At 62.5% G+C, this 18,822-nt stretch carries 20 protein-coding genes; 13 read left to right on the forward strand and 7 right to left on the reverse strand.

Annotated features, from left to right (window positions below):
• Positions 1-66: 66 nt before the first annotated feature.
• Positions 67-1,863 carry a PAS domain-containing sensor histidine kinase gene (locus ACPJXG_RS19345; protein ID WP_425252037.1) on the forward strand — a complete coding sequence of 599 codons (1,797 nt, stop codon included), beginning with the start codon at positions 67-69 and terminating at the stop codon, positions 1,861-1,863.
• 55 nt (positions 1,864-1,918) lie between these two features.
• Positions 1,919-3,046 carry an HAF repeat-containing protein gene (locus ACPJXG_RS19350; protein WP_425252038.1) on the forward strand — a complete coding sequence of 376 codons (1,128 nt, stop codon included), beginning with the start codon at positions 1,919-1,921 and terminating at the stop codon, positions 3,044-3,046.
• A gap of 67 nt (positions 3,047-3,113) precedes the next feature.
• Here ACPJXG_RS19350 and rpoD read toward each other — a convergent pair whose 3' ends face one another.
• On the reverse strand, positions 3,114-5,672 hold the full coding sequence (rpoD, locus tag ACPJXG_RS19355; RefSeq protein WP_425252039.1) for an RNA polymerase sigma factor RpoD: 2,559 nt from the start codon (positions 5,670-5,672) through the stop codon (positions 3,114-3,116).
• Positions 5,673-6,240: 568 nt separating this feature from the next.
• Between rpoD and ACPJXG_RS19360 the strand changes: the two genes are divergently transcribed.
• From ACPJXG_RS19360 to ACPJXG_RS19370, 3 genes are read left to right on the forward strand one after another with little or no spacing between them, the layout of a single operon-like run.
• Positions 6,241-6,750, forward strand: coding sequence for a ProQ/FINO family protein (locus tag ACPJXG_RS19360; RefSeq protein WP_035826443.1), 510 nt, complete (start codon positions 6,241-6,243; stop codon positions 6,748-6,750).
• Between the two features lie 9 nt (positions 6,751-6,759).
• Complete coding sequence (locus ACPJXG_RS19365; RefSeq protein WP_425252040.1) at positions 6,760-7,410, forward strand: 3'-5' exonuclease; 651 nt, start codon at positions 6,760-6,762, stop codon at positions 7,408-7,410.
• Positions 7,411-7,426: 16 nt separating this feature from the next.
• The gene (locus ACPJXG_RS19370) at positions 7,427-7,855 is read left to right on the forward strand and encodes an SMI1/KNR4 family protein (RefSeq protein WP_099402643.1); all 429 of its coding nucleotides are present in this window, start codon (positions 7,427-7,429) and stop codon (positions 7,853-7,855) included.
• 6 nt (positions 7,856-7,861) lie between these two features.
• Here the strand turns inward: ACPJXG_RS19370 and ACPJXG_RS19375 are convergent, their stop codons facing one another.
• A complete protein-coding gene (locus tag ACPJXG_RS19375) occupies positions 7,862-9,280 on the reverse strand; it encodes a PLP-dependent aminotransferase family protein (RefSeq protein ID WP_425252041.1) in 1,419 nt (472 codons plus the stop codon).
• Between the two features lie 152 nt (positions 9,281-9,432).
• On the opposite strand from ACPJXG_RS19375, the gene ACPJXG_RS19380 reads away from it, so the two are divergent.
• The 4 genes from ACPJXG_RS19380 to ACPJXG_RS19395 all read left to right on the forward strand — a co-directional run bounded on the left by ACPJXG_RS19380 (position 9,433) and on the right by ACPJXG_RS19395 (position 12,164).
• Entirely contained in the window at positions 9,433-10,134 is a 702-nt protein-coding gene (locus ACPJXG_RS19380) for a c-type cytochrome (protein WP_255206276.1), read from the forward strand.
• Positions 10,131-11,405, forward strand: a complete 1,275-nt coding sequence (locus ACPJXG_RS19385) for a c-type cytochrome (protein WP_425252042.1) — start codon at positions 10,131-10,133, stop codon at positions 11,403-11,405. Before ACPJXG_RS19380 ends, ACPJXG_RS19385 begins: the two co-directional genes overlap by 4 nt.
• Positions 11,406-11,469: 64 nt before the next feature.
• Positions 11,470-11,751, forward strand: a complete 282-nt coding sequence (locus ACPJXG_RS19390; RefSeq protein ID WP_425252043.1) for a type II toxin-antitoxin system HigB family toxin — start codon at positions 11,470-11,472, stop codon at positions 11,749-11,751.
• Positions 11,739-12,164 (forward strand): helix-turn-helix domain-containing protein, encoded by a 426-nt coding sequence (locus ACPJXG_RS19395; protein ID WP_425252044.1) that lies wholly within the window; start codon positions 11,739-11,741, stop codon positions 12,162-12,164. Before ACPJXG_RS19390 ends, ACPJXG_RS19395 begins: the two co-directional genes overlap by 13 nt.
• Before the next feature lie 50 nt (positions 12,165-12,214).
• On the opposite strand, the gene ACPJXG_RS19400 is transcribed toward ACPJXG_RS19395, so the two are convergent.
• On the reverse strand, positions 12,215-12,850 hold the full coding sequence (locus tag ACPJXG_RS19400; protein ID WP_034758744.1) for an SAM-dependent methyltransferase: 636 nt from the start codon (positions 12,848-12,850) through the stop codon (positions 12,215-12,217).
• A gap of 188 nt (positions 12,851-13,038) precedes the next feature.
• On the opposite strand from ACPJXG_RS19400, the gene ACPJXG_RS19405 reads away from it, so the two are divergent.
• Positions 13,039-13,824: a head GIN domain-containing protein gene (locus ACPJXG_RS19405; RefSeq protein ID WP_425252045.1), complete on the forward strand. Its 786-nt coding sequence runs from the start codon at positions 13,039-13,041 to the stop codon at positions 13,822-13,824.
• A gap of 59 nt (positions 13,825-13,883) precedes the next feature.
• On the opposite strand, the gene ACPJXG_RS19410 is transcribed toward ACPJXG_RS19405, so the two are convergent.
• Positions 13,884-14,426: a YaeQ family protein gene (locus ACPJXG_RS19410; protein ID WP_034758748.1), complete on the reverse strand. Its 543-nt coding sequence runs from the start codon at positions 14,424-14,426 to the stop codon at positions 13,884-13,886.
• A gap of 39 nt (positions 14,427-14,465) precedes the next feature.
• On the reverse strand, positions 14,466-15,347 hold the full coding sequence (gene purU, locus ACPJXG_RS19415) for a formyltetrahydrofolate deformylase (RefSeq protein WP_099402637.1): 882 nt from the start codon (positions 15,345-15,347) through the stop codon (positions 14,466-14,468).
• A 360-nt stretch (positions 15,348-15,707) separates the two neighbouring features.
• Here purU and ACPJXG_RS19420 point away from each other — a divergent pair, with 360 nt between their 5' ends.
• The 3 genes from ACPJXG_RS19420 (at position 15,708) to ACPJXG_RS19430 (ending at position 17,257) form a co-directional block, all read left to right on the forward strand.
• Positions 15,708-16,205: a phasin family protein gene (locus tag ACPJXG_RS19420; RefSeq protein WP_425252046.1), complete on the forward strand. Its 498-nt coding sequence runs from the start codon at positions 15,708-15,710 to the stop codon at positions 16,203-16,205.
• Between the two features lie 47 nt (positions 16,206-16,252).
• The gene (locus ACPJXG_RS19425) at positions 16,253-16,633 is read left to right on the forward strand and encodes a KGG domain-containing protein (protein WP_035826421.1); all 381 of its coding nucleotides are present in this window, start codon (positions 16,253-16,255) and stop codon (positions 16,631-16,633) included.
• Between the two features lie 111 nt (positions 16,634-16,744).
• Positions 16,745-17,257 carry a YgjP-like metallopeptidase domain-containing protein gene (locus ACPJXG_RS19430; RefSeq protein WP_099402635.1) on the forward strand — a complete coding sequence of 171 codons (513 nt, stop codon included), beginning with the start codon at positions 16,745-16,747 and terminating at the stop codon, positions 17,255-17,257.
• A gap of 111 nt (positions 17,258-17,368) precedes the next feature.
• Here the strand turns inward: ACPJXG_RS19430 and ACPJXG_RS19435 are convergent, their stop codons facing one another.
• Both ACPJXG_RS19435 and ACPJXG_RS19440 read right to left on the reverse strand, forming a co-directional pair.
• Entirely contained in the window at positions 17,369-17,962 is a 594-nt protein-coding gene (locus tag ACPJXG_RS19435) for a PEP-CTERM sorting domain-containing protein (protein ID WP_425254771.1), read from the reverse strand.
• 312 nt (positions 17,963-18,274) lie between these two features.
• Positions 18,275-18,820, reverse strand: a complete 546-nt coding sequence (locus ACPJXG_RS19440) for a TIGR00730 family Rossman fold protein (protein ID WP_035828900.1) — start codon at positions 18,818-18,820, stop codon at positions 18,275-18,277.
• Positions 18,821-18,822: the final 2 nt, after the last annotated feature.

The following is an 18,822-nucleotide window of genomic DNA, read 5'->3' on the forward strand; positions in this document are numbered from 1 at the left end:
GTTGATACTTTACCCTCTCCGGCGCCAGGCGCACGGCAGTGGCCAACCATGACGCCAGGAACGCGGATGAGCAAATGGTCGATTGAAACGCTGAGTTCGGCATGCGCCGCCCTCATCCTGATCATGCTGGGCTGGCTGGCGGGTGCCAACTGGCAGGAGCTCGACTTCTGGGAACACATCTGGCTGTCGCTGCTGCTGGCCGGCGCCGCCGGCACGGCCATGTGGCTGATGCGCAGGCTGCGCGCCCGCCTCGCCAGCACGCGCCAGCAGCTCGACGCCAGCGCCATGCGTTACCGCGACCTGAGCGAAACGGCGCAGGACGGCATGTGGCAAACGGATGCGCACGGTCGCATCCTGCACGTCAACCAGCGCCTGTGCGACATGCTGGGCATCCCCGCCGAGCTGCTGCTGAACCATTCCATGGAGGAATTCCACGACGAGGCGACCTTGCTGCGCCTGTGTCCGCTGCGCCAGACAGCCACGGATAGCTGCATGGGAGAACTGCGTTACCGGCACAGCGACGGCTCGGAGCGCTGGGCCATGATCAGCGGCCGCTGCCTGTACGACCCGCAAGGCAGCCTGACGGGCGCTCTCGTGCTGGCCAGCGACATCACGGAACACAAGCGGGCCGAACACGCCTTGACCGTCGCCCATGCAGAGCTGGAAAGTCGCGTGGCCCTGCGCACGGCCCAGCTGCTCGATGTCAATCTGCAGCTCTCCGCGGAAATCGCCATGCGCGCGCAAACGGAAGCGGCCCTGGCGCGCAGCGAAGAGCGGCTGCAGGACATCATTTCCATGATGCCCCTGTCGCTGTTCCTGAAAGATGCCGATTCGCGCATGCTGCTGATGAACCAGGCTTGCGAGCAGCAATGGGGCGTGCGATTCCAGGATATCGCCGAAGGACGCGACGTGCAGCACTTTCCCTCGGACCAGACCCGGGGGTTCCACGCGGCGGACCAGGAAGCCTTTGCCAGCCGCAGGGTCGTCATCCGCGAAGAGCTGGTGTGGAATGCGCGGCTGCAGGAAAACCGCTTGGTGCAGACGCACAAGAAACCCGTATTTGACGCCGATGGCCGGCCGCAGATGATCATCGCCATGGGCATCGACATCACGGAAAGCAAGCGCAACGAGGAGAACCTGCAGCGCACCCTGGCCCAGTTGCGCGAACTGAGCGACCACCAGCAGACCATCAAGGAAGAAGAAAGGCGGCGCATCGCGCTCGACGTCCATGACGACCTGGGCCAGAACCTGATGGTGCTGCGCATCGACGTGTCGCTGCTGCACGCGCGCACGGCCAGCACCCACCCGCGCCTGCACCGCCACACCCAGCGCGTGCTCGACACCATCGACGCCACCATCCGCTCCGTGCGCACCATCATCAATGACTTGCATCCCAGCACCCTGGAGCTGGGACTGGGTCCGGCGGCGGAATGGCTGATACGCCAGATGGAAAGCCGCGGCGCCATCCGCTACCGGCTCAAGCTCGACAGCGAGGCGCCCGACCTGGGCCTGGACCAGCGCCAGACGTCGGCCATCTTCCGCGTGCTGCAGGAATCGCTGTCGAACATCGTGCGCCACGCCCAGGCCAGCGAAGTGGAAGTGGCGCTGGCGCAGGATACGGACGCCATCGTGCTGCGCATCAGCGACAACGGCATCGGCATGCAGCCGGACGCCCACGGCAAGAAAGCCGCCTTCGGCCTGAAAAGCATCCGCGAACGCGTCCACGCCCTGGGCGGCGAGCTGCGCATCGACAGCCAGGCGGGCCAGGGCACGGCGCTGGCCATCCGCTTGCCGCGGGCCAGGAAAAGCGCGCCGGCCGGGCATGACGAAATACAAAAATTATCAAAAATAGTAGCTAATTGAGTATGCATTGGCAGCATTAAAAAGTATAGTTAGTTTTTTTCTTGAGGAAACTATCATGCTGCCACGGCTCTCCTGCTTCCCCGCCCCACTGCTCGGCCTGTGCCTGCTGGCCGCCGTCTCCACCGCCAGCGCCACCATCTATGCCGAACGGGGCTTTGGTGAAAAGGATGGCAATGGCAGCATCGCGTCCGACCTGAACCCGGCAGGGCTGGTGGCCGGCATCATCATGGAAGAGGAAGGACGGCGCCGCGCCGTGACCTATCAGCATGGCCGCCTCCGCGAACTGGGCACCCTGGGTGGCAATGAAGGTTTCACCAAAGCCATCAATACCCATGGCGTGGTGGTGGGCTCGGCGCAGACGGCCAGCGGCGCCTGGCATGCCTTCCGCTTCGAAGCAGCAGGCGGCATGCGCGACCTGGGCACCCTGGGCGGCAACAGCAGCTATGCCACGGCCATCACGCGCGACGGCATGATCGCCGGCTATGCCGATACCAGCGCCGGCGATTTCCACGCCTTTGTGACGAAAGCCGACCTCAGCCTGCAAGACCTGGGCACCCTGGGCGGCGCCAGCAGCTATGCCAGCGGCCTGAACACACATGGCGTGGTGGTGGGCACGGCCCAGCGCGGCGACGGCTACCGCCGCGCCTTCGTCTACCGCCCCGGCACGGGCATGCAGGAAATCGGCACCCTGCCCGGCGGACGCATCAGTTCAGCCACCGCCATCAATGATGCAGGCCTGATCGTGGGCGCCTCGGAAACGGAAAAGCGCCGCTGGCACGCATTTGCCTGGGACGGCAAGCGCATGCTCGACCTGGGCGCCATGATCGGCCAGGGCGACAGCTACGCCACGGCGGTCAACGCGGCCGGGCACGTCGTCGGCAGCGTCAACATCAATGGCTTTGAACCGATGACCTTTGTCTACAAGGAAGGCGTGATGACGGTGCGCCGCCGCGACGACGGCCTGTACCTGACCAACAAGATCACGGACGCCGGGCTGGTGGTCGGCGCCGTCTACACGGGACATAAATTCCAGGCCTTCGCCGTGCCGTCGCAAGCGGCGCCCGCACCGCAGCGCAGCAATCCATTGGACTGGCTGTTCCTCACCTTCATCCTCGGCGCCAGCGGCGTGGCACTGTACCAGCTGCGCGCCGGCCTGCGAGGCCAGCGCACGTATTTCATGTAAGCCAACGCTAGGGATGGACGAAAAAAAAAGAGGCTTGCGCCTCTTTTTTTGTTTGCTTGCCCTACGCTTAGTTTTGCGTCAGGAAGGTTTTCAGCTTGTCCGAGCGCGAAGGCTGGCGCAGCTTGCTCATGGCTTTCGCTTCGATCTGGCGGATGCGCTCGCGCGTCACGTCGAACTGCTTGCCCACTTCTTCCAGGGTGTGGTCGTTCGACATTTCCACGCCGTAACGCATGCGCAGCACTTTCGCTTCGCGCGGCGTCAGGGAATCGAGCACTTCCTTGATCACGTTGCGCATCGATGCGTGCAGCGCGGCGTCCAGCGGCGCCAGAGTCGTGTTGTCTTCGATGAAGTCGCCCAGTTGCGAATCGCCATCTTCGCCCATCGGCGTTTCCATGGAAATCGGCTCTTTCGCGATCTTCATGATTTCGCGCACCTTGTTTTCCGGCATTTCCATCTTGACGGCCAGGGTCGCCAGGTCCGGCTCGCTGCCCGTTTCCTGCATGATCTGGCGCGAGATGCGGTTCATCTTGTTGATCGTTTCGATCATGTGCACCGGCACGCGGATGGTGCGGGCCATGTCGGCGATCGAACGCGTGATGGCCTGACGGATCCACCAGGTGGCGTAGGTCGAGAACTTGTAGCCGCGGCGGTATTCGAACTTGTCGACGGCCTTCAGCAAGCCGATGTTGCCTTCCTGGATCAGATCGAGGAATTGCAAGCCGCGGTTGATGTATTTCTTGGCGATCGAAATGACCAGGCGCAAGTTGGCGACCGTCATTTCGCGTTTCGCGTGACGCGCACGCTTTTCGCCGGCGGCCATCTGCTTGTTGATCTTACGCAAGTCAGCCAGCGGCAGGGCTACGCGCGCTTGCAGGTCGATCATCTTCTTTTGCAGTTCCTTGACGGCAGGCACGTTGCGGCTGAGGATGGCGCTGTACGGATACTTGCAATCGACTTCGCGGTCAACCCATTCCAGATCGCATTCATTGCCCGGGAACACCTTGATGAAGTGGGCGCGCGGCATGCCGCATTTGTTCACGCACAGTTCCAGCACGGCGCGCTCGATGTGGCGCACTTCTTCCATCTGGCCACGCAGGGTGTCGCACAGCTTTTCAACGACCTTGGCCGTGAAGCGGATGCCCAGCAATTCCTGCGAAATGGCTTCCTGCGCCTTGATGTAGGCTTTCGAGTTATAGCCCTCGGGCGCCTTGCGCATCTTGTCGTACTGCGTCGAAATGACGTTGAATTTCTCCAACGCATTCTTTTTCAGCTGCGCCAATTGCTCGCTGGAGAAACCGGCCGCGCCGCCATTGGCGTCGCCGTCTTCTTCTTCGGCTTCTTCTTCCTCTTCCTCGTCGTCACCGCTGGCGCTAGCGGGCGCGGCGGCAGCGGCTGGCGCCGGGGCATTGCTTTCGTTCAGATCGACAAAGCCGTCGACCACTTCATCGACCTTGATTTCGTCGCGCGCGATTTTTTGCGACAGTGCGACGATTTCGCCGATGGTGGTCGGGCAGGCGGAAATGGCCTGGATCATGTCTTTCAGGCCGCCTTCGATGCGCTTGGCGATCTCGATCTCGCCTTCGCGCGTCAGCAGCGCCACGGCGCCCATTTCACGCATGTACATGCGCACGGGGTCGGTGGTGCGGCCAAAGTCGGAGTCGACGGTCGACAGGGCGGTCGCGGCAGCCGCTTCCACTTCATCGTCGCTGGTGACGGTGGCGACGTTGTCAGTCAACAACAGGCTTTCCGCGTCAGGGGCGCGCTCGTAGACGGCGATGCCCATGTCGTTGAAAGTGGCGATGATGCCTTCGATCGCTTCCGGATCGATGATGTTTTCCGGCAATTGGTCATTGATCTCGGCATAGGTCAGGAAACCGCGTTCCTTGCCCATGTTGATCAGGCCCGTAATCTGCTTGCGGCGGCGTTCCAGGTCCGCTGCCGACGCTTCCGGATCGCCCAGTGCATCGGCCAGGCCACCCTTGGCCTTGCGGTCGCGCGCTTTCGAGACGGCCTTCAGTTCGGCGCGTTCGACGGCGTTGAGTGCTGCCACTTCATCGTTTTCCGGCGTGAATTCGCTAGGCTTGCGGCCACGGCGGCCTGGCACCTTGACGGTCGGCAGGAAGTAATTCGACGTGTCGATGGCGGCCAGGGCATCGGCGTCCGTGGTCTTGCTGACCACTTGCGCGCCGGTGATGATGGTCACGGGCGCCGCTTCAGGCTTGGCGCGCACGACTTTCGAACGGGCTGCCGTCACCACTTTATTCGTGGCGGCGCTTTCGCTGACCTTGCGCGGCGCGGCCGGAGCCTTGACGCCGGGGGCGATCTTCACGCTCGGCGTTTTGGCCGGTGCCGCTTCAGCGGCCTCGGTCACGTCGGCAACAGCCTCGGCGGCCGGGCCGCTGACGGCCGCTTCCGCAGCCGTTTCGGCCGCTGGCACGGCAGCCAGGCGCGAGCGGCTTTTCTTCACCACGGTGACGACGGTCGGCGCCGTCGTGACGGTGGCTTCCGGATTCGCTTGCGCATTATCGATGAAGTAAGATAAAGTCGTTTTGGGTACGGCAAGTGGCGCCGCGGCTGGGCGTGGCGCCTTGGCGGACAACGTTAAAGTTTTTGGCGTATTCTTCATGAGATATCTCTTAATGCGAGACCAGATGGTGTCGGCGCGAAGTGAATGATTCCACCTAAGCCTGCGAAACCGGACTCGATGGAGCGTATTGTTGCGGCTGCCGTGTTAACGGCAGCGGCGCCTGTCTATCGGGACGTTCAAAGCCCGCGCATCCGTCATGGGGAGCGGCGGGCCGAAGCCGGGTCAGATAAATAAGCGATGTACATTGCGGAATGAAAAAAAGCCCGTACCAGAACGGGCTTGAATCTATTGTTGTTCAGTGAAGACACAGCGGAGAGCAAGATTATGCACGACGGCCAGTTATCTGGATAATTGATAAACAAAATATCTGATATCAAAAATACTAATAATTGGGGGCCTGCACCGCACTGCTCCTATCCCCTGCACACCTGAGCCAGACCTTTAAAAACAGGGTCCAGTCATCAGCGCAAGCCGACATTATACACATTTCCCGCATTTCGCGCTGTGCCGGCTGTCGCGCGCAGCCGCTTATTGCAGGTCAAGTTGCCAAAAAAGACAATGCACTTGCCTGTGGCGCGTGCTATGCTCCCCTTTTATAGCCCAACCAATGATGTCGATGACCAGCTCCACGCCAGACCAGCAAGCCACCACTCCTGACACGCCAGTCGATGCAGCCCCAGCGGCGGCACCGGCCGCAGCGACCACGCCGGCGCCAGCCGGCCTGACCGCGCGCGCCCTGCTGAAGCAGTTCCAGGAGCAATTCCCGCCATTCCGCGATTGCCTGCCCTTGTCGATCGGTATCGACAAGCAGATCCTGGCGCGCCTGCCGGACCTGGACCGCAAGCTGATGCGCACGGCGCTGGGCATCCACACGGGTTCGCTGCGCTACCTGCGCGTGATGGAAAAAGCCAAGGTACGCTACGACCTCGACGGCACGGCCGGCGCGGAAGTGACGCAAACCCACCGCGACCACGCCACGCAAGTATTGCAGCAGCGCTTCAAGAAGGAAGCCGAACGCAAGAAAGCCGAACGCGACGCGGCCGCCGCCGAAGAAGCGAACCGTCTGCGCCTGGACAAACTGAATCAGCTGACCGCGAAATTCTCGCGCAAAGGCTGATCCGGTTTCATGGACACAGCTGCCGCACCGCCACTACCCCCGTATCAAGGCATCGCCCTCGACCACGTCAAGCTGGTACGCACCAGCGATGATGCACAGGCGGCCATGGCCGCCCTGCTGGCAGCGGACGCCATCGGCTTCGATACGGAATCGAAGCCGACGTTCGTCAAAGGCGAGTCCTCCACGGGACCGCATTTGATCCAGTTGGCCACCGACGACATCGCCTACCTGTTCCAGGTGGGCAGCACGCCGGCGCCGGCCCTCGCGGAACTCAAAGCCATCCTCGAATCGACCACTACCCTGAAAGTGGGTTTTGGCCTGTCCGACGACGTCAAGCGCCTGCGCAACAAGCTGGGCATCGCCCCGGCCCAGGTGCTCGACCTGTCCGTCGCCCTGCGCGGCGGCCAGCGCAACGATCTGGGCGCGAAAACGGCCGTGGCCAAATTCTTCGGCCTGCACCTGCAGAAATCGAAAAAGATCTCCACCACCAACTGGGCCACCTCGCGCCTGACGGAAAAGCAGATTCTGTACGCGGCCGACGATGCGCAAGTAGCCCTGCGCGTGTACCGCCGCTGGATCGCCGACGGCGGCAAGGTCGCGCCGCAAAAAGCCCCGCGCCCGGCCACCGCGCCACCGGCGGCGCCCGCTTCCCCGGCCTGATTCCACCGTCCATCGCATGCGCAAGAAAAACAGCACCGGCACCAGCGCCGCAGCCATCGCCGCAGCCGCGCAGGCACTGGGCCGCCCGTTGCCGCCATCGCACGCGGCATGGCTGCTGGACAACAATGGGCGCGCACTGGGGGCGCTGACCTTGTTTCCCGTCTACGACGCGGACAATCCGCGCAAGACCTGGGAATCGATAGACCGCCACTACCGCGAAGGCTGGCAGGCGTGGCTGGACAACTTCGCCGGCAGCGGCATCGATCACGCCAGCCTGCTGCCCTTCGCGCAATTCGGCACGGGCGACTACTATTGTTTCGACTATGCCCAGCCTGGGCCATCGGGCGAGCCGGTGGTCGTGCTGTGGTCGCACGAAACGGGAACCACCAGCACGGTGGCGCCCGACTTTAGCGCCTTTCTCGCCCTGCCCGGCCGTCCCGGCTGACTTCCCCTACGGCGCCAGTTGCTGCGCCGCCAGCCGCCCCAGCGCGGCGATGGCCGCTTCCAGCTGCGCGCTCCACGGGTGGCCGTAATTGAGGCGGATGCAGTGGCGAAACGCGCGCGTGGCGGAAAAGATGGGGCCGGGCGCGATGCTGATGCCGGCCGCCAGCGCGCTGCGGTGCAAGGCCAGCGCATCGATACCGGCAGGCATCTCCACCCAGACGAAATAACCACCCTGCGGCCGCGTCACCCGCGTGCCGGGCGGAAAATGCACGGCAATGGCTTGCAGCATGGTGTTTTGCTGCGCCGCCAGGGTCAGCCGCAGCTGGCGCAAATGGCGGTCATAGCCGCCTTGCGCCAGGTAATCGGCCAGCGCCATCTGCAGCGGTATCGGCGCCGACAGGCTGGTGGTCAGCTTCAGGCGCTCGACCTGGCGCGTGTAGCGGCCCGCCATGGCCCAGCCCAGGCGAAAACCGGGCGCCAGGGTCTTGGAAAACGAGCTGCAATGCATCACCAGGCCCGCACCGTCATGGCTTTTCGTCAGGCCCGGACGCTGCTTGCCAAAGTACAGCTCGCCATACACATCATCCTCGATCAGCGGCACGCCATGGCGCGCCAGCAATTCAACCAGTGCGCGCTTCTTTTCCGGCGACATCAGGCTGCCCAGGGGATTCTGGAAATTCGTCATCAGCCAGCACGCCTTGGGCTGGTGGCGCTGCAGCAATTCTTCCAATGCCGCCAGATCGACGCCGTCGCGCGGGCTGGTGGCAATTTCCACCGCCTTGAGTTCCAGCCGCTGCAGCGCCTGCAGACACGCATAGAAGCTGGGCGACTCGATCAGCACCGTGTCGCCGGGCCGCGTGACGGCTTGCAGGCACAGGTTCAGCGCTTCCAGCGCGCCATTCGTGATGACGATGTCATCGCTGGAAACGGGCACGCCGCCCTGCTGGTAGCGCAGGGCGATCTGGCGGCGCAGTTCCGCATTGCCCAAGGATAAATCCGTGACGGTGCTCCACGGGTCGAGGCGGCGCATGCTGGCCGACACGGCGCGCGCCAGTTTTTCCATCGGGAACAGGTGCGGACTGGGAAACGCCGAGCCGAACGGCACGATATCGCGCGCCCCCACGGCGCCCAGCACCTCGAACACGAGGTCGCTGACGTCGACGGTGGTGCTGGCGTCGAGCGGATGGGAACTGTCCGGCTCGGGCGCCAGCGCGGCGCGCTGCGGCGCCACGTAGTAGCCGGAGCGGGGACGCGAGACGATCATGCCGCGTGCTTCGAGCAAATAATAGGCCTGGAACACCGTCGACGGACTGACGCCCCTGCGCGCATGCTGCTGGCGCACGGAAGGCAACTTATCACCAGGCAGCAACAGCTGCGTGCTGATCATGGCGGCCACTTCTTCCGCCAATTCCTCATATCGTTTCAACCCTGCTCCTCAAACTGATCCGTAGTTTTATTGCACAACTGATCCTGTCACAGTGACAGCACCCGTTATATGCTAGGGTAACAACATCCGGGCAGCAACACCGGCACGCGACACAGACCGACGAGACAGGTGATCTTTCCATGCGACTTTCCATGCTACTGCATTCTCCCCTCGCGCTGGTGCTGGCCATCGCCGCGCCCACTGCCATCTCCGCCAGCCACGACAGCCTGGAGCAGCGCATCAAGGCGTGCACGTCTTGCCATGCGCAGCAGGAAAAGCACGATGCCTTCTTTCCCCGCATCGCCGGCAAACCTGCAGGCTACCTGTACAACCAGCTGCTGAACTTTCGCGAGGGAAGGCGCCAGTATCCGATGATGAACTATATGGTGGAACACTTGCCTGACGATTATCTGCGCGAAATCGCCGACTATTTTGCGGCGCAGCACCCGGCCCCGCCGCCGGCTCAACCTAGCAGCGCCGGCACGACGGCCCTGGCGCGTGGCAAGCAACTGGTGCTGCACGGCGACGCCGGCAAAAAGATTCCCGCCTGTATCGCCTGCCATGGCCAGCAACTGGCCGGCGTGGCGCCCGCCATCCCCGGCTTGCTGGGCTTGCCCCGCGACTATATCAACGCCCAGCTGGGCGCCTGGAAAAACGGCGTCCGCCGCGCCCACTCTCCCGACTGCATGGCGCAAGTGGCGCAGCGCCTATCGGATGCGGACGTGGGCGCCGTCTCGGCCTGGCTGGGCACGCAAGTGGCCAGCGCCGACGCGCGTCCCGCCAGCAGCATCGCCCTGCCCTTGCCGCTGCATTGCGGCGGCGTACCGGGCTCCAGCGCGCAGGTGGCGCCATGAAAAAATGGATGATCGCGGCGGGCTTGCTGCTGATTGCCGGCGGCAGCGCCATATTCCTGCTGTATCCAGCCGACGACCTGGGACCGCCACCCGTGGCCAGCACCCTGAGCCAGGATCAGCTGGTCGCGCGCGGCGCCTATCTGGCCAAGGCGGGCGACTGCATGGCCTGCCACACGACGCGCGGCGGCGTGCCCTACGCAGGTGGCCGGGCCTTGCAGACGCCGTTTGGCAAGGTGCTCTCGCCCAACATCACGGCCGACAAGGAAACGGGCATCGGCAGCTGGACGGCCGACGATTTCTGGCGCGCCATCCACAACGGCAAGTCGAAGGATGGCCGGCTGCTGTATCCAGCCTTTCCGTACACCAGCTACACCAAGGTGCGGCGCGAAGACAGCGACGCGCTGTACGCGTATTTCCAGAGCGTGCCGCCGCACAGGCAGGCGAACGCGCCGCATGCGCTGCGCTTCCCCTACAACCAGCAGATCGCGCTGGCCGCCTGGCGTGCCCTGTATTTCAAGCCGGGCGTGTACCAGCCGCTCACAAACAAAAGCATGGAATGGAACCGCGGCGCCTACCTGGTGCAGGGCCTGGGCCACTGCAGCGCCTGCCATAGCAGCCGCACCACCCTGGGTGGCAGCGACGACGGCCTGTCGGGCGGCCTGATCCCCGTGCTGGGCTGGTACGCGCCGTCACTGACGTCGGACGCGGAAGCGGGCCTGGGCGACTGGGACACGGCGCATATCGTGGAATTGCTGCAAACGGGCGTGTCGCCGCGCGCCACCGTCTTCGGCCCCATGGCGGAAGTCGTGCGGCAAAGCTTGCAGCACATGAGCACGGCCGACGTGCAGGCGATGGCCGTCTACCTGAAAAGCCTGCCCGGCCCGGCGCAGCCCGCGCAACGCTCGCCGCGCGACACGTCGGAGCAAGCCACGCAGCAACTGGCCTTGGGCGCGAAACTGTATGAGGCGCAATGCGCGAGCTGCCACCAGGCCGATGGCAAGGGCGTGCCGCCCGGCTACCCGCCGCTGGCCGGCAACCGCGCGCTGACGACGGAGTCGGCCGTGAACGCCATCCGCCTCGTGCTCAACGGCGGTTTCGCGCCCGGCACCCGCGGCAACCCGCGCCCCTACGGCATGCCGCCATTCGGCCCCGTCATGGATGACGCGGAAGTGGCGGCCGTGGTCACGTATCTGCGCGCGTCGTGGGGCAATGATGCGCCGGCCGTATCGGCGCTGGAGGTGAATAAATACCGCAGCGTGCCGCTGGAGTAAGATCGTTTGACGATTATCTCAAATTGAGATAATCTGAGAATGATGGCATTACTTCGGCATGCATATGCGCATCGTCGCCAACAAAGCTTTGATGGATTTCGCCAGCAGGCATCCGCTGGCGAGCGAACCCATGCAGGCATGGCGCAAGATCATCGAATCGCGGTCATTTGCCAATTTTGCTGTGATGAAGTCGACATTTAACGCCACCGATCATGTTGGCGATTACTATGTTTTTAATATTGGCGGTAACAAGTACCGGATCATCGCCGCGATTCACTTCAATCGCCAGTTGCTGTTCATCCGGGAAGTGCTGACGCATAAGGAGTACGACGCATGGAAGCCTTGATGCATCGTGAAATGATTACAGAAATCACTGTCCACTATCAAGCCTTGTCCAGGCTGGTTCCTCTGCAGGCGATTCCTGATGCGGCAGCTTATGAACAAGCTGTCAGCGTATTGCATCAGCTATTGGATGCCGGGGCGGCCGATGAAAAGCACCCACTGTCCGGGCTGGTTGACAGTGTCGGCCGGCTGATAGCCGATTACGACCAGGAGCATTTTCCGCCCGCCCGCGTCTCGCCTGCAGCCACGCTTCGCCTGTTGATGGAGCAACAGGCGCTGACACAATCCGACCTGCCGGAAGTGGGAACCCAAGGCGTCGTGTCTGAAGTGCTCAACGGCAAGCGGGATCTCAATGTGCGGCAAATCAAGGCCCTGGCGCAACGTTTCGACGTTCCCGCCAGCGTGTTTATTGCATGAGCTCGTAAAAAAACCGGCCAGCGCCGTTTTTTCATTTCAAACAGCCGCTTTCAGCGGAACTTGCTTTTGTGCCCCGTCTTCAAATCCAGCGCATAACGCACGCCATTGTCCGTCAGCATGACTTCATCGGGCGGCTCCTCGCCGGCCAGGGCGCCGTCGATCAGGGGCAAACCTTCACCCTTGCGCATCAGGTCGTCGCAGCGCTCGTACACATTGGCGCAGCCGGTGGAGGCCATAAGCGATTGCACGATGGCCACTTTCCATGCGTCGACGCCGCCGGCGTTGAATTCGCAGATCAGATAGCCTTGCACGCCGCCGAACAGCTGCACCACCAGGCCCGGCAAGCCCTCGTCTTCGCCCTTGATCAGGGTCAACAGCTGGTTTTCGCCCGCCTTCTTGATGGCTGGCAGTTTTTTCTCGATGGCGGCCTTGACCCGGCGCTTGATCAGCGCGTGGTCGACCGGTTCGTCTTCCTTGAAGCTCCAGATGCGCGCGCGGATCTGCGACTTCGAATTGTAGGCGGCGCGGGCGATGAATTGCTTCGACGAGCTTTGCACGATGGCCGTCGAGCCGGGCTTCATTTTTTCCTGCGGCTTGCCTTCGACTTTTTCAATCGCGGACGCGTAAATCCACGATTGGCCCAGCAAGCTCTTTTCCTTGCCCTGTTTGATGGTGATGATCAGCATGTAATTCCAGTAGTGTGAGCGGCGCGTGCCGCTCGTCGTATGTCCAATACCGGCATGATACCTCATGCCATCCTGTCGCATCCTTCTGCTTTCCATGCCGCTGCCGCTGCAGTCTGTCGCAGCGCGGTACGCAGGCGCGGCCGGCTGGCATACCATGTACTTATACCAATTCAAAACAGGGAGCAAGAATGACACAGCCACTTTTCCACCTCCGCCATGCCCGTGCCGCCAGCGCCCTGCTGCTGGCCGCCTGCGCGCTGGCCATCCCGGCCGCGCCGGCGCTGGCGTCGCCGCTCGACTGGATTTCCGGCAACAGCATCCAGGGCAGCGGCAAGCTGCAAAAGCAGACGCGCGACGTGGGCAGCTTCCATGGCGTGGCGCTGAACGTGCCGGGCACGGTTGAGCTGCGCATCGGCAACACGGACAGCGTCACCGTCGAAGCGGACGACAATATCCTGCCGCTGATCGAGACGGTGGTGGAAAACGGCACCCTGCGCATCCGCCCCGCCAAGCGCAATACGTTTTTCCGCCAGAGCAACCTGACCATCGTCATCCAGGCGCGCCAGGTGGAGCGCGTCAGCGTGGGCGGCTCGGGCAACATCACGGCAACGGGCTTGCGCGCCGAGAACCTGCGCTTCGACGTGGGCGGCTCCGGTTCCATCCACGCGCGCGACCTCGACAGCCGCCAGGTTTCCATCGCCATCGGCGGCAGCGGCAGCTTCAAGGCCAGCGGCAAGACGGAGCAGCTGACGGCCTCGATCGGCGGCTCGGGCAATATCGAAGCGGGCCGCCTGGCCGCGCGCGAAGTGCAGGTGAGCATCGGCGGCTCGGGCGAAGCCACCGTGTGGGCCAAGGACGACCTGGCCATCAGCATCGGCGGTTCTGGCGAAGTGAGCTACTACGGCGATCCGCGCATCAGCCGCAGCATGCAGCGTTCGAGCAGCATCAGGCGCCTGGGCAGCGCGCCGAATTAAGCGCCCGCAATGACAAAAGCCCGGAGCGATCCGGGCTTTTTGCGTTTCCAACAGTCAAATCAGCGGGCCGGCTTGACCGGTTCGCGGTCGATCAGGACCGTGTTGACGCTGTCGGTCAGCCAGATCTGGCCATCCTGGATCGTGCACTGCAGCTGCATGTTGCGCTGCGCCAGCTTGCTCATGTCCTGCGCCGCTTCCGATGGCAGGTTGATCACGGTCAGGTTCTTCGCCCGTTCCAGTTTGTTGGCGATCTGTTTCCACCAGATGTGGCTCGTTGCGCCATAGCTGTAGACGATGACCTGTTCCGAACGCCCACAGGCCTTCAGGATGCGCTTTTCGTCGGGCTGGCCCACTTCGATCCACAGCTGGATGGCGCCCGTCAGATCTTTCTGCCACAGGTCGGGCTCTTCCGTATCGAACAGGCCCTTGGTGAACGTCAGCGCCTCGTCGGCATGGATGGCGAACGCCAGCAGGCGCACCATCATGCGCTCGTCCGTCTCGGACGGGTGGCGCGCCAGGGTCAGCGCGTGATCCTGGTAGTAATTGCGGTCCATGTCGGCGATCTGCAGATCGGCTTTGAAAATTGTTGCTTTGAGGGCCATCGTGTTTCTGTCTCGGTAAAGTGAAGAGTGAAGTCGGTATCAGCGGAAGACCACGGTCTTGTCGCCATTTTTCAGGATGCGGTGCTCGACGAACCATTTCACGGCGCGCGCCAGCACCACGCACTCGACGTCGCGGCCGATGGCCGTCAGGGTTTCCGCATCCATCGCATGGTCGACGCGCTCGACGTCCTGCTCGATGATCGGGCCTTCGTCGAGGTCGCCCGTGACGAAGTGGGCCGTCGCGCCGATCAGCTTGACGCCGCGGTGATGCGCCTGCGCGTACGGCTTGGCGCCCTTGAAGCTGGGCAGGAAGGAATGGTGGATATTGATGGCGCGGCCATCGAGCGCCTGGCACAGGCCCGGCGACAGGATCTGCATGTAGCGCGCCAGCACCACCAGGTCGATCTTGTGCGTGTCCATCAAGTCGATGATCTTCGCTTCCTGCGCCAGCTTGGCCGCTTCCGGCGCACCCGCCGCCAGCGGCAAGTGGTGGAAGGGAATATTGTAGCTGGCCGCCAGCTGGTAGAACTCCATGTGGTTCGACACGATGGCGGGAATTTCCACGTTCAGCAAGCCGCTCTTGTAGCGGAACAGCAAATCGTTCAGGCAATGGCCGATCTTCGACACCATCAGCATCACGCGCGGCTTGACGTGCGCATCGTGCAACTGGCCATGGAAGGGACCATTCAACTGCATGGCTTGCGACAGGTCGGCGAAGTCGCTGCGCAACTGGACGTCGCTGACGGCGCCGTCTTCCAGCGCGAAATGCACGCGCATGAAGAACAGCTGGGATTCCTGGTCGCCGAACTGGGCGGAATCGAGGATGTTGCAGCCGCGTTCGGCCAGGAAGCCGGACACGCGGTGCACGATGCCGCGCTGGTCCAGGCAGGACAGGGTCAGGATGTATTCGGGATGCGTCATGGTCGCGGAAATAGGTCAAAAAGTAAGGCGATGCTCGGCTCAGCCACGCGCGCCGGCCATCGGCTGCGCTGCCGCGAGCCGGCTATTGTCGCACGGCCGGGCCTGTAAACCTGCATTTTCCACACAGCCATCATGGGGGACGCGACGCGCCATCTTATTAGCGTTCGTTTGATCTGGCGCAAAACCATCGCATTTTTCAAGCAGCCAGGGGCCATTCGCGCCTTAAACGGCGTCCTCGCGTGGAACCTGGCGCGCCATCCGGCGTCTATCTCTTTGCTTGTTTCACCATACGTCGCATCCGGTACACCGGGTGTTTTTTGGATCCGTTTTTCATTGAGGTAGAACATGTTCCCAAACAGTATGTCCCCCAGTTTCAGCCCCGCCCTGAAGTCCCATCTGGAGGCCCAGTGCAATTTCGCCACGGAACTATCGCGCAAGATGTTCGATACGGCGCAGCAACTGAGCGAGCTGCATTTGCGGCTGGCACAAGACTTGCTGCAGGAATGGAGCAACGCCAGCCAACAACTGCTGTGCGCGCGCGACTCGGGCGAATTCATGTCGCTGGCCGCTGGCCAGCTGCAACCAGGCGGCGTGAGGCTGCGCCAGTACCAGCAGCAGCTCGGCAATCTGGTCGCCAACGCCAATGTCGAGATGAACCGCACCGCGGAAACGCATATCCCCGAAGCGAGCCGCACGGCCGTCGCCTTCGCGGACGAAGTGGTGCGCAAAACCGCCGAGGAAACGGAAAAAGCTACGCAGCGCCAGCGTGAAATGATCGAAAAAATGCACGCCGCGGGCCACCGCAATGGCGCCGGCCAGAGCCGCGACACCAGCAGGCAATCCGATCAGGCGCATTGAACACCTGAATTGACCACTTGACCCCACTCGACAGCAAGGAGAGCGACATGGCTAACAATCAAGGTAATGAACAGGGCAAAGGCACTGGCAGCAGCCAGAAAGCCGGCGAATCAGGCAGCGGCAAAGGCACGAGCAAGCGCGGCTTTGCCGCCATGAACGAGGAGCAGCAACGCGAAATCGCCAGCAAGGGCGGCCAGGCAGCCCATCAAAAGGGCACGGCCCATGAATTCGACTCGGAAGAAGCACGCCGGGCCGGGCAGAAAGGGGGCGAAGCCGTCAGCCGCAACCGCGAACACATGGCGGAAATCGGCCGCAAGGGCGGCGAAAGCCGGCAATCGGCCCAGCGCGCCAATGAAAGCCGCAGTACGGCGGCACGCAGCGGCAGTACTGGCAGGCAGGGCAACAAGGACGAGGACGACAAGGGCTGATCCGGGGCTGCTCTGACGGCCCCATGCAAGGGCTGGGGCAGCGCGTGGCGCGGCGGTATGGTACATTCTCGCCTTACCGACACCTCCGCGCCACGCCCCGCCCTTCCCCGCATGCAGCCATCCCTGAAATACCTGAGCGCCTATTCCGAACAAACGCAAGCGCAAGTGCAGCAACTGATCGCGCAAGACAAGCTGGGCGACGTCCTGTTGAAACGCTATCCGAGCGCGCACGATGTACGCAACGACAAGGCTTTATACCAGTATGTACAGGACTTGAAGAATGAATTCCTGCGCAATGCCGAGCCCATCAACAAGGTGGCGTTCGACAGCAAGATCCATGTGATCCAGCACGCGCTGGGCTTGCATACCTCGATCTCGCGCGTGCAGGGTGGCAAGCTCAAGGCCAAGCATGAAATCCGCGTGGCCACCATGTTCAAGGAAGTGCCGCTGGAATTCCTGCGCATGATCGCCGTGCACGAACTGGCGCACGTGAAGGAAAAGCAGCACGACAAGGCGTTCTACAAGCTGTGCACGTATATGGAACCGCAATACCACCAGTACGAATTCGACGTGCGCCTGTACCTGACCCAGCTCGACCTGTCAGGCCAGCGCCTGTGGTCCTGAAGTCCTGGCCATAACGGGCCGTTCCTGAAGTCCACGAAACAATGCCGCCCAGGGTACCCACTGGGCGGCATTGTTCGGTATGCGCCGGCGGGGCCGGCAGCAAGTTCAGACTCAGGCGGCGTTCTTGCGGCGGCGCAGGAAGGCCAGCAGGCCCAGTCCGCCCAGCATCATGCCGTAGGTGGCAGGTTCCGGCACGGCGCTCACGCTGGCGGCGATATTGTCGACCTGGAAGGTGTGCAAGGCGCCTTCCTTCCACGATGCCGACAGCAGGTTGTTAAAACCCGTAAACGTGTAATCGCTGAAGGTATGGCTGCCATCGAGGCTGAAGGTCTGGCTCACCGTGCCGCCGCCCACCTGATGGCCGACGAAGGTCACGTCGTAGGCGCCAGGCAAGCTCACGAAGTCAGCCAGACTGATCGAGCTTAGCGAGAAGGCTGCGCCATCGGTACGGCTCAAGGTTGTCGTCGTCAGGAGCGTGGCGCCCAGGCCGGCCGAGCCAGCGTAGGCGAAGTTGCTCTGATGCGCAGAACTCAACAGGCCCAGGAAGCTGCTGTCGAAATCGTAACCGCCTTCGGAGTAAGAGTTGAAGACGGATCCGAGGATGCCGGGATGTTCCAGCGCATCGAAGCCGATGGTGGTGGTTTGTGCGTGGGCGCCGCCAGCGGCGAGAATGGCGGCGACAGCGGTCGCGCGCAGCAAGGTCATGGTTTTCAAAATAGCATCCTTTCAAGATGATGAAGTAGCGAGGTTGTGGCAACTTGCAATACTTAGGCGTCGTCGCGGGAAACGGGAGGTGCCTCGCTGGGTGTCCGACATGCCTGTCTTTTGAACAAGTGCAGTAGAACACATTCATGCATAAAAAGCATCTTGATTTTCAAAAAAACATGCCTCAGTAGAAATATTCTGACCATATTTATATTAATTAGTTTATTGAGCTTGATCAGTTTTCCCGTACAGAAATAAAAAAGCCATGTACTTCACAGTGCATTGCTCTGAGAAAGGTTCCACAGGGAATCTTTACGGCGAAGAATCTTTCAGGCGCTGCACCAGGGTCGCAGGATCGGCGTCGGCATTCAGGAAGGCCGCGTGCTGCGGACGGATAAAACCCTGCTCCTTGCCGTTTTGCACGAAAGCGATCAAACCGTCATAAAAACGGTCGACATTGAGCAAGCCGATGGGCTTGGCGTGCAAACCCAGCTGGGCCCAGGTGAGCATCTCGAACAGTTCTTCCAGGGTGCCATAGCCGCCCGGCATGGCGATGAAGGCGTCGGACAGGCTGGCCATCATCGCCTTGCGCTCATGCATGTCCTTCACGATGAACTGGCGCGTCAAGCCCGTATGGCCCACTTCACGCTCGACCAGCTGGGTGGGGATCACGCCCGTCACCTCGCCGCCCAGGCGCAGCACTTCATCGGCGATCACGCCCATCAGGCCCACCTTGCCGCCGCCATACACGAGCGAGATATTTTCCGCCACCAGCACGCGCGCCAGCTCGCGCGCCGCCACGGCATAGTCCGGCGAGACGCCCGCGTTGGCGCCACAATACACACATAAAGCCTTGATCA

It is taken from the genome of Janthinobacterium sp. NFX145 (assembly GCF_049810325.1).
Classification (GTDB): Bacteria; Pseudomonadota; Gammaproteobacteria; order Burkholderiales; family Burkholderiaceae_D; genus Janthinobacterium; species Janthinobacterium rivuli.

Excerpts from the sequence above, each read along its gene's own strand:
- ACPJXG_RS19345 (WP_425252037.1), top strand. The coding sequence starts at position 67 with ATGAGCAAATGGTCGATTGAAACGCTGAGTTCGGCATGCGCCGCCCTC.
- ACPJXG_RS19350 (WP_425252038.1), top strand. The coding sequence starts at position 1,919 with ATGCTGCCACGGCTCTCCTGCTTCCCCGCCCCACTGCTCGGCCTGTGC.
- rpoD (WP_425252039.1), bottom strand. The coding sequence starts at position 5,672 with ATGAAGAATACGCCAAAAACTTTAACGTTGTCCGCCAAGGCGCCACGC.
- ACPJXG_RS19360 (WP_035826443.1), top strand. The coding sequence starts at position 6,241 with ATGATGTCGATGACCAGCTCCACGCCAGACCAGCAAGCCACCACTCCT.
- ACPJXG_RS19365 (WP_425252040.1), top strand. The coding sequence starts at position 6,760 with ATGGACACAGCTGCCGCACCGCCACTACCCCCGTATCAAGGCATCGCC.
- ACPJXG_RS19370 (WP_099402643.1), top strand. The coding sequence starts at position 7,427 with ATGCGCAAGAAAAACAGCACCGGCACCAGCGCCGCAGCCATCGCCGCA.
- ACPJXG_RS19380 (WP_255206276.1), top strand. The coding sequence starts at position 9,433 with ATGCTACTGCATTCTCCCCTCGCGCTGGTGCTGGCCATCGCCGCGCCC.
- ACPJXG_RS19385 (WP_425252042.1), top strand. The coding sequence starts at position 10,131 with ATGAAAAAATGGATGATCGCGGCGGGCTTGCTGCTGATTGCCGGCGGC.
- ACPJXG_RS19390 (WP_425252043.1), top strand. The coding sequence starts at position 11,470 with ATGCGCATCGTCGCCAACAAAGCTTTGATGGATTTCGCCAGCAGGCAT.
- ACPJXG_RS19395 (WP_425252044.1), top strand. The coding sequence starts at position 11,739 with ATGGAAGCCTTGATGCATCGTGAAATGATTACAGAAATCACTGTCCAC.
- ACPJXG_RS19400 (WP_034758744.1), bottom strand. The coding sequence starts at position 12,850 with ATGCTGATCATCACCATCAAACAGGGCAAGGAAAAGAGCTTGCTGGGC.
- ACPJXG_RS19405 (WP_425252045.1), top strand. The coding sequence starts at position 13,039 with ATGACACAGCCACTTTTCCACCTCCGCCATGCCCGTGCCGCCAGCGCC.
- ACPJXG_RS19410 (WP_034758748.1), bottom strand. The coding sequence starts at position 14,426 with ATGGCCCTCAAAGCAACAATTTTCAAAGCCGATCTGCAGATCGCCGAC.
- purU (WP_099402637.1), bottom strand. The coding sequence starts at position 15,347 with ATGACGCATCCCGAATACATCCTGACCCTGTCCTGCCTGGACCAGCGC.
- ACPJXG_RS19420 (WP_425252046.1), top strand. The coding sequence starts at position 15,708 with ATGTCCCCCAGTTTCAGCCCCGCCCTGAAGTCCCATCTGGAGGCCCAG.
- ACPJXG_RS19425 (WP_035826421.1), top strand. The coding sequence starts at position 16,253 with ATGGCTAACAATCAAGGTAATGAACAGGGCAAAGGCACTGGCAGCAGC.
- ACPJXG_RS19430 (WP_099402635.1), top strand. The coding sequence starts at position 16,745 with ATGCAGCCATCCCTGAAATACCTGAGCGCCTATTCCGAACAAACGCAA.
- ACPJXG_RS19435 (WP_425254771.1), bottom strand. The coding sequence starts at position 17,962 with ATGACCTTGCTGCGCGCGACCGCTGTCGCCGCCATTCTCGCCGCTGGC.